The organism is Pontibacter arcticus, assembly GCF_003284895.1.
GTDB classification, from domain to species: domain Bacteria; phylum Bacteroidota; class Bacteroidia; order Cytophagales; family Hymenobacteraceae; genus Pontibacter; species Pontibacter arcticus.
This window is the reverse complement of record NZ_QMDV01000001.1, coordinates 263,935-275,703: the sequence shown is the minus strand read 5'-3', so window position 1 is coordinate 275,703 and position 11,769 is coordinate 263,935. Positions and strand designations below refer to the sequence as shown.

Here is an 11,769-nt window from a genome sequence, read left to right as displayed (position 1 = left end):
TAACGGATCGTTTACTTTATACTTACATAGTCCGGGATCCGAAAGACCTGAGGTTAGTTGCTTCTTCTGTTTCCTGCTCCTGGTTAACTACAAAAAGTGTTCGGGTAGGATAAGCCATTTCGATGCCCAGCTGTTCAAACTTTTTAAATATGCCTAGGTTTATGGCTTGCTGAATATCCATGTACTTGTTATACTCTGAACTGAGCACATTATACACCACTTCAAAATCAAGGCTGGAATCGCCGAAGGAAACAAAGTGCGCCCGATCGAACAATACCGGGTTTTGAGATTCTACAATAGATTTTAAGAGATCCGGTATTTTCTGCAGATCCTCGTGTGAGGTCTGGTAAGTGACACCGATTTTGAAAACTATACGCCGCTTTTCCATGCGCTTAAAGTTATGGATGCGTGAACTGGTTAGATCGCTGTTGGCAATAATCAGTTGCTCGCCGGTCAGGCTTTTAAGGCGGGTGGTTTTTACACCGATGTGCTCGATCGTTCCGCTTTTATCCCCTACTGCAATATAATCACCAACTTCAAATGGCTTATCTAAAAAGATAACGAAGTAATTGAAAAGGTCGCCTAAGATATTCTGGGCAGCCAGCGCCACGGCAATACCGCCAATCCCTAAACCAGCAATAATGGCTGTAAGGTCATAGCCCAGGTTATCGAGCAAAAAGCCGAGCCCCAGAAACCAGATAACACCACTCACCACAAGCTGAATGGCGCCCAACTCGTTTACATTAGCCGAACCCGGATGTTTTCGCCGCAGGTACGCCCGTATGATCAGGAGAATAGTAGAAGATATAAACCGGATGACCAGTATTGTAACAGCAACAGTGGTAGCAGATGCCAGTAACGTATTTAACCTGGCCGGTAGGTTTAAATAAAATAAACCTGCATAAATAACCCCAACATACAAAATCGGAATGCCAAAACGCTCTACACTTTTTACTATATAATTATCGAAGCTGGTCTTGGTGCTTTCTGTCCATTTTTCTAATCTGGTAAGGGCGTAACGCTTAAAAATCTTAATAATCAGGGTGCCTAAAATGATGATGGTCAGGGCGATCAGGTAATCCTGTATGGTGTTATGGAAGTATATTCGGTTAAGTAGGTCGTTCATGCTGTTATACTATCATAAATAAAAAGCAGGTTATTTATACCCCGCCTTGCCGGTAATGTTACCTTTTAAATTTGTATAAAAAACCTTATGGAGACCCGAACAAGTTAGCTAAAAAACTCTTTCGGTGCCTTTTTGTAACGCAGTAAGTACAAAAAGTAAATGTATCAGGCAGCTAGTTATAACACGTATAGCTGGTTGCTACGTAAGCAAGAGGCGAACTTCATACAATGAAATACTTACTAATATGGCGCAGGCAATAGGGGCGGAGGGAAAATTAAGTGGCATGTTCAGGGCATTGAAATACCGCAACTACCGGCTCTTTTTTATGGGGCAGGGCATCTCACTTATCGGCACCTGGATGCAGCAGATTGCTTTAAGCTGGCTCGTGTACCGCCTCACCGATTCTGTTTTTCTGTTAGGGGCCGTTACGTTTTGCAGCCAGATACCTTCTTTTTTACTAGGGCCGTTTGCAGGAGTGCTCGCCGATAGGTTTAACCGCCACCGCATACTTTTGCTTACCCAGTTCCTGTCTATGCTACAGGCTTCGCTGCTGGCTACACTCGTGCTGACCAATACCGTGGAAGTATGGCATGTGCTGGCTTTAAGCGCTTTTTTAGGAACAGTTAATGCCTTCGATATTGCAACGCGTCAGGCATTTGTAATTGAGCTGGTCGAAAAGCGTGAGGATGTCAGTAATGCTATTGCACTTAATTCTTCGATGTTTAACATGGCGCGCTTGATTGGGCCATCGGTGGCCGGTGTTTTAATTGCGACGGTAGGCGAGGGGCAGTGTTTTTTAATTAACGCAGTAAGTTACGTGGCGGTGCTGGGCTCTTTATTGCTGATGCGCCTGAAGCCTTTTGAGCGTATAAAGCAGGAGCATAAAGTATGGCAATCTTTAAAAGAAGGGGTGAATTACGCATTTGGTTTTGCCCCGATCCGTGCACTCATACTTATTGTGGCCTTGCTTAGTTTGTTCGGGATGCCGTTTAGTGTGCTGATGCCGGTTTTTGCACGCGATATTCTGCATGGCGGTGCCAACACGTTGGGTTATCTGATGGGCGCCTCGGGTGTGGGTGCGTTGGTAGGTGCGCTTTTTCTGGCACAACGTAAAACGGTAGTCGGGCTGGGTAAAGTACTGGTTTTTACCATGGCGCTTTTCGGTGTAGCGCTGATCGCTTTTTCCTTTTCAGAAATCTTACTGGTGTCCTTGGTGTGTATGCTGTTCAGTGGTTTTGGTATGATCGTGACCATGGCCTCCTGCAATACACTGTTGCAAACGATAGTAGATGATAACAAACGTGGCCGCGTCATGAGCCTGTATAGTATGGCTTTTATGGGGATGGCGCCTTTCGGAAGTATGCTGGCTGGTACGGTTGCCGAAGAAATTGGCGTAGCGTATACATTGGCCGGCTGCGGATTCTTATGTGCGATCAGTATCATTCCGTTTGCGCTTAACCTAAGCAAACTCCGGGCATTAGTTGATCCGATCTATCAGCGCCTGGGTATCCTCCCCGAGATAGCAACAGGCCTGCAAACCGCTTCCAGCCTGACAGCACCACCGGAAGAAAGATAAGTTTAACGACAAAGGAAGTTATGACAAATAATATTTCGAGATAGTTTAAAGTATAAATAAAACGCCTGCCGGATATACTTCGGCAGGCGTTTATCATTGGGTGTAGAAAGAATCTTACAATCCTCTAAGCCAAAAAATCTTAGTCCTACTTACGTTTAACCAATAACTTGTCGCCGGGCTTCACATTAAAATCTGACTTGTTGTTCCATTCCATCAGGTCTTTAATCGTTACGCCATACTTGCGCGATATCTGGTACATACTTTCGCCGGAAGCCACGGTGTGGTACATACTTTCTCCTTGGATTGGAGTTACGGCCTGCGAACTTGTCTCTTCTTCAACTTCTTCTTCGCCTGCAGGTGCCGTTAAACGTAATTCCTGACCTGGTTTTATGGCATTATCTACCAGGTTATTCCAGGTACTCAGGTCCTGCAGCGATACGTTATACTTTTTAGAAATCTGGTAAAGCGTTTCGCCTGCAAGTACAGTGTGTGTGCCGGTTACAGCAGCAGGAGTTGAAGTGGTTTGCTGTTGCTGCGCAGGTACATTTAATGGCTCTGCAATAATCAGTTCCTGGCCAAGTTTTAATGGCTGGTCGGTTAGGTTATTCCAGGCAACTAAATCAGCAACTGTTACAGCATAAATTCTTGAAATGCCATATAGCGTTTCGCCTTTTTGCACTGCATGTTTTGCCGCTTTCATAACAGGCCTGCTTACAGGCGTTGTGTCTGTTTTAGCTGGCGTAACAGCAACTGTTTTATTAGAAGCAGGAGCCGGAGTTGCTTTTTTAACAGGTACTACGGCAGGCTTTGGTGCTGGCGCAGTTGCGGTTTCTGTAAAGGCACCCTCATCTTCCGGTGTTATATCTTCAATTTCTGCTTCACCTGATGCAACTGGAGCTGACGCAGTGTTAGCAGGCGTTGTGTTAGTGGCCGGCAAAGTACGCTGGCCCGGGTACATCGCCGATTTGTTTGCATTCGGGTCGATGGCAGGCTCAACAAAAACCTCTGTCGGTGCTACCGGCTCCGTTTCGGTTACCGGAGCTTCAGCAACAGGTGTTTCCAGTACAGGAGCGGCCTCAGCAGGAGCTGCTTTTTTGCGTTTAAAGCTATTGATAAAGCGTGTAAAGAAATTCTCTTTCGGGGCATCGGCCTTTGCGGTTGCTACTTTTGCCGGTGTGCTTTTTACAGTGGTTGGGGCAGTAGTAGTAGTTGGTTGGGTGGATGCGGCTTGTTTCTGGCTCAGGTCGCGTACTTCAACAGGTGTGCTGGCTGGCCTGCGTTTCTGCAGCCAAAGTACACGGCCCGGAAGCGGCACCTCGTTGCGCCCCATGCGGTTCTTAAACTGCAGGTATTGCAGTTTAATGCCATAATGCTGTGATATCTGCTGCATGTTTTCGCCGGGCTGTACCACGTGAAACTCTGTTTGCGCGGAGCTATGCTTAGGTTCTACATAATACGCTGCACCAGCTTCAATTTTATCGAAGTTGCGCATGTCGTTATACTTCAAAAACTTGCGTGTCGAAACGCCTGCCTGTAAAGCCAGTCTGTCTTTGGTATCGCCTTCGCGGGCAATCAGGGCGTTCAGGTTGTTGCGTTTTACCATAGCAGCCGCAGCCATACTTGCCGGAACAGATTTGGCAACAGCACTTGGTTGGGTAGTTGTATTTGAAGCAACGATCTGAGTAGTAGAACCACTTCTGATCGGCACCATCACATAATAATCCTTATCCGAAGGAATAGAATTGCCTAAAAGCCATTTGTTGTAGCGTTCCAGTTCGGCGTAGTCGGTACGGGTAGCCAGGGCAATATCGCCCAGGCTCTGGCCGGGTGTGCCCCGCATTTCACGGAGTGAGATAGCAGGAGGGGTGTTTTTGCCAACAAAGTTATCATAGGCAATTTTGTGCGCCAGAAAGGTCAGTACATACTGGTGCGACTTCTCCGTTACATCCATCTTTTTAGCGCCTTTGTCTGCCAGGTTGGTGTAAGACTTTGCGCCTGTTGGCCCTAAATAGTATGAAAGCAACGAGTTGAACCAGTTGTTGTAGTACACGTTGCTACGCTTAAAATATTTGGCAGCACCGCGGCTGGCTTCAATAATATGGCGGCGTTCGTCAACTTTATTATCCATCCGGAGGTTAAAATCCGATGCGGCCTCTTTCTTGAACTGCCAGTAGCCTACTGCATTCGAGGTAGAAATAGCATCGCCTACCAAACCGCTTTCCTGTAGTGCCAGATACTTATAATCATCCGGAACGCCTTCTTCTTTAAAAACGCGCTCGATGATCGGAAAGTAAGCATCGGCCAGGTCTACTTTCATTCTGAAATAGGTCTGGTTGCGGTGCAGGGCATCTACTTTTTTCTGAATTTCCTGCTGTGCGCCATCCGAAATTTTCAAATGGATATCAGCGAAATAAACATTTTTAGGAACAGTTACTGCCTGCGCCCAGGCCAGCAACGGTAGAAATAATAAAACGAGAAGAGGAAGCTGTTTTCTCATGGATAATCTTGTAAAATATACTTTAGCTAAAATTTAATAGGGGCAGCCTCTACTTTCAGTTGAAAAAGAAGCGGGTAAAGTGCTAAAAGCTAATCTGTTCAGACACCTTTTTAACGAAAGCAAAATTAAGTTAATTACCTGCTGTCTAGGAAATTTTAGGGAAGGTAGTTATCCTCAAGTTATCAACATTTGCAGCGATAGGCTTTGGGAGCCGGCAGGGGCATAGCAGCCATAAAGAAAAAGCCTACTGTACGTAGGCTCCTCTAGTGGTTTATAAAATCTATACTTGCTACAACTTCCGTGCTACCAGTAAGCCATCCCGAACGGGCAGCAGGATGTTTTCTACGCGGGAGTCTTCGTGTATTTTTTTGTTGAAGTTGATAACGGCCAGCGTATCCTCGTCGAGCTTCTTTCTATACTTTTCCAGTACTTTGCCGCTCCAGAGCACGTTATCCGCAATAATATAACCGCCCGGCGCTACTTTGTCAAACACCATATCATAGTAAGTAGGGTAGTTGATCTTATCGGCATCCAGGAAAACGATGTCAAAGGTGGCGTTTATACTTGGGATTATATCCAGTGCGTTGCCGAGGTAATACTTTATACTTTGTGTGAGGCCGGCATCAGCAAAATAGCCACGTACCCGGTTTTCGAGCTCGTCGTTCTTATCGATGGTATGGAGGGTGCCGCCGGGTTGCAGTCCTTCGGCCAGGCATAAAGCCGAGTAGCCGGTATAAGTACCTACTTCCAGCACCTGTTTCGGGCGGATCATCTGCGAGAACATAGCCAGCAAACGCCCCTGCAAATGCCCCGACAACATGCGCGGCTTCAGTACCTGCAAATGAGTTTGGCGGTTTACTTTGTGCAGCAGCTCGCTTTCCGCAGATGTATGGTCTTCGGCGTAACGTTGCAGGTCCTCATCCAGAAATTCCATAGGTTAATGTGCTAATTTTTTAATGTGATAACGTGCTAACTCAACAATTCGTAACTCGTAATTATAGCTTCGCTACGCCGGTACATAATTCAGGAAGCTAAGCTGGTCTTCGCGCAACACATCGTTGGCAATATCCACCAGTTCGCCCGAAGTGATTTTCTTTATCTGGTCGAAGATCTCGTTCAGCGAATCGATGTGGTTCTGGTCGAGTATACTTTTGCCCATCATCATCATCAGGCCCATGTTGCTTTCTTCGGCCATAGCCAGCTGGCCCATCATCTGCTCTTTTGCCGTATGTAGTTGCAACGAGCCAAGCGGTTTTTCGCGGAGCTTCTTTAGTTCTTTTAATACCAGCGAAGTCGTGCGTTTCAGTTGCTTTTTCTCTGTGCCGAAGTAGATGTTCAGCATGCCGGTGTCTACGTAGGTTGCATAATTGGCATCAATGGTATAAACCAGGCCATGTTTTTCGCGCACCGCCAGGTTCAGGCGCGAGTTCATGCCGGGGCCGCCTAAAATGTTTACCAGCATGAAAAGTGGAATGCGTCGGTCGTCGTTCAGGGCGTAAGCCGGGCAACCCAGTACGCAGTGCGCCTGCGAAATCGGTTTCTCCAGCGTGATCAGTTTTGGGGTATAAGTTGTAAAAGGAACTCGATCCCGTTTTGCTGAGATGCGCGGAATATCGTTCAGAAATTTTTCGGCCAGCTTCACTACTTTCCCGAATGGCAGATTGCTAACCGAGCAAAAGATGAGGGCATCGGTGCTGAGGTTGCGGCCGATGAAATCCTGGAAATCCGGCTTCAGGAAGCTGGATACGCTTTCTTTGGTGCCCAGTATGTTGTTGCCAAGCGGATGCCCTTCAAATACTACAGCATCAAATTCGTCTACAATGGCTTCTTCGGGCGCATCCAGGTACATGGCCATTTCTTCCAGAATAACGCCACGTTCTTTTTCTATTTCGCGCTCCGGAAAAACAGAGCGAAATGTAATATCGGTTAGCAACTCAAACGAGCGCTCGAAATGCTTATCCAGCACGGAGCTGTAGAAACATACTTTCTCCTTGGTTGTGTACGCGTTCAGTTCGCCGCCTACAGACTCCAGGCTGTTTATAATATGAAATGATTTACGTTTTTGGGTGCCTTTAAACGCCATGTGCTCCCAGAAGTGGGCAAGGCCTTGTTGTTGTGGCAGTTCGTCGCGGCTGCCGATGTCCATTAGAAAACCGCTGTGGGCAATTTTAGTATGGCTTACTTGTTTATGAACGATACGGATACCGTTCGGTAATGTATGGATATGGTAATCAAGCATTCAGTGTCTAAATTAGCCTGCAAAGGTACGCCAAAGAGTTAGGAGTTAAAAGTACCTCCCCCTGCCCCCTCCTAAAAACAGGAGGGGGTTATTAAAATTAATTAATTGTTATTTTGTTAGTAAACCTTATCAAAATCTATTGTGAAGATTAATTGTTTCAACAATTGAACAATTACCCTCTCCTGTTTTTAGGAGGGGGCAGGGGGAGGTTATCTTTTGCCACCTATATTTACTACAAAGCCCAGCGAAAACACCGAGTAGCCGGCTGTCAGATATTTGCGGTTTCTGAGGCCTACGTTAGCGCCGCTGGTATACTGCAATTGCACAGTAGGCGAAAGGGCAAGGCGGGTATAAAAAATAGGCTCCAGAAAAATGTTGTCTTCTTCGAGCCCGGCCGCACCGTTTACAAAATGGTCGCCCATGTTTACGTAGCTGGCACGCAGCGCTGTGCCATAGTTTAGCGGAAATTCCTGCTTTAACAGGCGCAATGATTTTTTACGTTTCGAGCTGAAGTTTACCTGCACAAAGTATTTCATAAAATCGGCTTCGCGGCGGTCGTAGGTCATCAGGCCTTTTTCGTCTTCGTCTTTTTCAACACGCTCGCTGCTGCCGCTGCCAATACCGCCGTATATTTCCAGCACTCTGTTGCCACCAGGGCCAAAAGTTGTAAAGTAACCGCCGCCTGCTTCCAGTAACTGGTGCTGGAAATCGCGCTTGCGACGCTCGCTGTTTAAGTAAGACCCGTTCAGCATTACGGCAAATTTATCGGTAACGGCATAGGCAGAGTTAAACGTTATGTTTCCTTTGGGTGTGATGTGGGCGGCTGCGCTGATTTCGCCTTGCTGGGTAAACATGGGTACGTTGGGCACATTGGGCATATACGTAGAAACGCAACCCGAAAGCAACAGCAAAAAGGCAAGCGATAGGGCAGAAAATAAAGCGGACTTTTTCATAAGCAGCGATTAGTCACTGAGGATCATACTTACGCTCAGCTGGAAAACGGTTAAAGGTACGATAGCTTCTTTTTGCAAGAACTTCAGCTGCTAATATATACTTTTAAGTATATAAAAGTATGAGCAACAGGCGTACAGCTTTTGCAATGGGGCATCAATATTAAGACACAATTAGGGATTTTCCATATTTTATTTGAGATTCTGATTTAAAAGTAAGGATTGAGCTGCAGTCCGGAAGTGTAGTTTCTGAAGTATGAATCATACTGCGGCAAAAGCCTTTTTAAAGTATAATGAGGGCGTAAATGCCTGTTATTTTTAACTAAGCGCTATAAACACTAGCTTTGCCACACAAGTATAAAGTATGGACCGGATTCTTATTATACAGACGGCTTTTTTAGGAGATGTGGTGCTGGCAACTGGGCTGGTCGAAAAACTGCACGCCCGTTTCCCACAGGCGCAGCTGGATTTCCTGGTGCGGAAAGGCAACGAATCATTACTGAAAGATCATCCGCTTTTAAACCAAACCCTGATCTGGGACAAAAAGCAAGGTAAGTATAAAAGCCTGTTCCGGTTACTGGCGCACATCCGCAAACAAAAGTATGACCTGGTAGTAAATGTACAGCGCTTTGGCTCTACAGGGATTCTTACCGCTTTATCCGGGGCCAAAGAAACGGTGGGTTTCGATAAAAATCCTTTCTCGCTCTTGTTCACGCGCCGTTACCAACACGATATTAACTCGGGTACGCACGAAGTAGAACGCAACCACCTGCTCATCCAAAGTATAACCGATGCTGTTGCGGCCAAACCAAAGCTGTACCCTTCCGAAGCTGATTTTGCTAAGGTGGAGGTTTACAAACAAGCGCCTTTTATTTGTATGGCACCTACTTCGGTATGGTTTACAAAGCAGTTCCCGAAAGAAAAGTGGGTTACACTTATTAATACTATAGATTCAAAGTATAAAATATACTTGCTGGGCTCGCCCGCCGATAAAGAATATTGCAACGAAATCATTTCGCAAAGTATAAACAGGCAGGTAACCAACCTGTGCGGTAACCTGAGTCTGCTGCAATCGGCGGCACTGATGCGTGATGCAGAGCTTAATTATGTAAACGATTCGGGGCCCATGCACCTGGCTTCTGCCCTTAATGCGCCTACTTGCGCGGTTTACTGCTCTACAATTCCTGGGTTCGGTTTCGGACCATTGGCAGATTTTGCACGAGTTGTTGAGCGGGAAGAGCCCTTGCATTGCAGGCCATGTGGCTTACACGGCCACAGAGCCTGTCCTGAAGGCCACTTTAAATGTGCCTACGATATCCGGAACGAGCAATTGCTGGCGGTGCTAAAGGAAGCCACATGGCAGTAACAGTTTACTTACTTTTCACCAGATTACAATTGCTTGCTTAATAATCAGGTTTGGATTTAACTTAATGCAGGGTTTTATATTATAAAATATATTAATAAAGTGCAATTAAGGCGTATTTTATTTTATTCGTTAAAGTATAGCTTAAGTTCCGCTTGCCCTGCTTTTTATAGCGCTTACAAGTGATTTTTATACCTTACAACAATTTTTTTTACAGAAAACAACTTTGTTTTCTGTAAGTAGTTTGAAAGTAAGTAGAAGTATGGGTTATAAGTATCCATACTTGCTAAAATACAAATTAAGTATCTCCTAAGGTATGAGTATCAAAAAGTTAGGGATTCTTATAAACGAAACTAAAAAAATGTAATGTATGCAGCAACTTTACTTCCTAGCCTTTTTGAGATCTCATTTGGCCTGTTTCAGGCATACTGCTTTATCTAATTTTCGTGCATTTTAAAACCGATTGCAAACATGCACGTATTGTCATATCAAAATATATTTCGAAGAAACATGCGAACACAACTAACAAAACTATGTACAAGTGCGCTAACCGTGGCAGCCATGCTGACAGTAGGTTACACTGCGCAAGCACAAAGCGCTGACCAAAAAACAAACCTTCAGATATACGGAAGTGCTTTACAGTATAGAGGCGAGGTTGAAAACCAGCTCTGGGAAAGTGAAAAACTGGAATGGGGTGGTGGTTTAAACCTGAACCGCTATATCAGCCCGTCGTTTGATGGTGGTTTACACTTAACTTACGGTAGTGCAGAAGCCAACCGTGCAGGTGCTAAGTTTGATGCTCAGTTAGGTACAGGTATGCTGGCCCTGCGTGTAAAGCTTAACAACGGCAAAATCCTGAAAGAAGATGCCTTTATCGGACCATACCTGCAGATAGCAGGTGGTGCTTTGTGGGGTAAAACTGATGCTACGCGTCAGGATGGCTCTATGGGAGATAATGAAAACTTCTTTACTGGTGCCGCTAAAGGTGGTGCTGGTCTTCGTTTCCGTTTCTCTGATGCCGTTAGTGCCTTCGTAGAAACAAACTACCTGATCTCTGGTGCTGATAAAATTGACGGCTATGAGACTGGTAACAACGACAACTTCCTGCAGCACAACATCGGCCTTGGCTTTAACTTAGGTAAAGCTAAAGATACTGATATGGATGGTGTTCCGGATAGAAGAGACAAATGCCCTGATACTCCAACTGGTGTAACGGTAGATAAAAACGGTTGCCCAGTTGATACTGACGGCGATGGTGTTGCTGACTACCAGGATGAGTGCCCTACTGAAGCAGGTGTAGCTAACTTAGGTGGTTGCCCTGATAAAGACGGTGATGGTATAGCAGATAAAAATGACCAGTGCCCAGACCAAGCTGGTACTGCAGCTACACAAGGTTGCCCGGATGGTGACGGTGATGGCGTAGCAGATGCTGCTGATAAGTGCCCGGATACGCCAGCAGGTGTACAGGTTGGTGCTGATGGTTGCCCGGTAGATTCTGATGGTGATGGTGTTCCAGATAACGAAGACCTTTGCCCTAACTCTGCCGGCCCAGCTGATAAAGGTGGTTGCCCTGAACTGGATGCCCGTACACTTGAGTTGATGAAAGAAAAAGTTCGTTTCGAATTTGATCAGGCTCGTGTTCAGGACGGTTACAAGCAATTACTTGATAGCATCGTAGTAGCCCTGCAGAAATATCCTGACCACGTATTATTGATCAAAGGTCATGCTGACCACATCGGTTCTGCTGAGTACAACCAGATTCTATCTGAGCGTAGAGCACAGGCGGTAAAAGATTACTTACTGGAAAGAGGTATTCAGAACGGTAACAGATTGGTAGTAAAAGGTTACGGCGAAACGCAGCCACTTGTAAAAGTGAACGAGCGTCAGTCTAAATCAAGAACTGCAACTGCACGATCTAAGAACAGACGAGTTGGTTTCGAGCTTAACACGCCGGACATGAAACTCAATATGGAATAACTTACGATAAGTAACCATAAAAAAAGCGTCGCAGATTTCTG

General features: G+C 45.7%; 8 protein-coding genes. 3 read left to right on the top strand and 5 right to left on the bottom strand.

Annotation, left to right across the window (positions count from 1 at the left end; genetic code table 11):
• Positions 1-22: 22 nt before the first annotated feature.
• Positions 23-1,126 (bottom strand): mechanosensitive ion channel family protein, encoded by a 1,104-nt coding sequence (locus DP923_RS01220; protein WP_112303759.1) that lies wholly within the window; start codon positions 1,124-1,126, stop codon positions 23-25.
• A gap of 244 nt (positions 1,127-1,370) precedes the next feature.
• Between DP923_RS01220 and DP923_RS01215 the strand changes: the two genes are divergently transcribed.
• Complete coding sequence (locus DP923_RS01215) at positions 1,371-2,702, top strand: MFS transporter (RefSeq protein ID WP_165838126.1); 1,332 nt, start codon at positions 1,371-1,373, stop codon at positions 2,700-2,702.
• Positions 2,703-2,847: 145 nt separating this feature from the next.
• On the opposite strand, the gene DP923_RS01210 is transcribed toward DP923_RS01215, so the two are convergent.
• The 4 genes from DP923_RS01210 to DP923_RS01195 form a co-directional block, all read right to left on the bottom strand.
• On the bottom strand, positions 2,848-5,199 hold the full coding sequence (locus tag DP923_RS01210; RefSeq protein WP_112303758.1) for a LysM peptidoglycan-binding domain-containing protein: 2,352 nt from the start codon (positions 5,197-5,199) through the stop codon (positions 2,848-2,850).
• Between the two features lie 289 nt (positions 5,200-5,488).
• Positions 5,489-6,133, bottom strand: a complete 645-nt coding sequence (locus DP923_RS01205; RefSeq protein ID WP_112303757.1) for an O-methyltransferase — start codon at positions 6,131-6,133, stop codon at positions 5,489-5,491.
• Between the two features lie 72 nt (positions 6,134-6,205).
• Positions 6,206-7,438: a M16 family metallopeptidase gene (locus DP923_RS01200; protein ID WP_112303756.1), complete on the bottom strand. Its 1,233-nt coding sequence runs from the start codon at positions 7,436-7,438 to the stop codon at positions 6,206-6,208.
• 209 nt (positions 7,439-7,647) lie between these two features.
• Positions 7,648-8,391, bottom strand: a complete 744-nt coding sequence (locus tag DP923_RS01195) for a hypothetical protein (RefSeq protein WP_112303755.1) — start codon at positions 8,389-8,391, stop codon at positions 7,648-7,650.
• 361 nt (positions 8,392-8,752) lie between these two features.
• On the opposite strand from DP923_RS01195, the gene DP923_RS01190 reads away from it, so the two are divergent.
• The gene (locus DP923_RS01190; RefSeq protein ID WP_112303754.1) at positions 8,753-9,754 is read left to right on the top strand and encodes a glycosyltransferase family 9 protein; all 1,002 of its coding nucleotides are present in this window, start codon (positions 8,753-8,755) and stop codon (positions 9,752-9,754) included.
• 507 nt (positions 9,755-10,261) lie between these two features.
• Positions 10,262-11,728: an OmpA family protein gene (locus DP923_RS16895; protein WP_165838125.1), complete on the top strand. Its 1,467-nt coding sequence runs from the start codon at positions 10,262-10,264 to the stop codon at positions 11,726-11,728.
• Positions 11,729-11,769 lie beyond the last annotated feature (41 nt).

Coding starts and splice junctions, on each gene's coding strand:
- DP923_RS01215 (WP_165838126.1), top strand. CDS start 1,371: ATGGCGCAGGCAATAGGGGCGGAGGGAAAATTAAGTGGCATGTTCAGG.
- DP923_RS01200 (WP_112303756.1), bottom strand. CDS start 7,438: ATGCTTGATTACCATATCCATACATTACCGAACGGTATCCGTATCGTT.
- DP923_RS01210 (WP_112303758.1), bottom strand. CDS start 5,199: ATGAGAAAACAGCTTCCTCTTCTCGTTTTATTATTTCTACCGTTGCTG.
- DP923_RS01195 (WP_112303755.1), bottom strand. CDS start 8,391: ATGAAAAAGTCCGCTTTATTTTCTGCCCTATCGCTTGCCTTTTTGCTG.
- DP923_RS01220 (WP_112303759.1), bottom strand. CDS start 1,126: ATGAACGACCTACTTAACCGAATATACTTCCATAACACCATACAGGAT.
- DP923_RS01205 (WP_112303757.1), bottom strand. CDS start 6,133: ATGGAATTTCTGGATGAGGACCTGCAACGTTACGCCGAAGACCATACA.
- DP923_RS16895 (WP_165838125.1), top strand. CDS start 10,262: ATGCGAACACAACTAACAAAACTATGTACAAGTGCGCTAACCGTGGCA.
- DP923_RS01190 (WP_112303754.1), top strand. CDS start 8,753: ATGGACCGGATTCTTATTATACAGACGGCTTTTTTAGGAGATGTGGTG.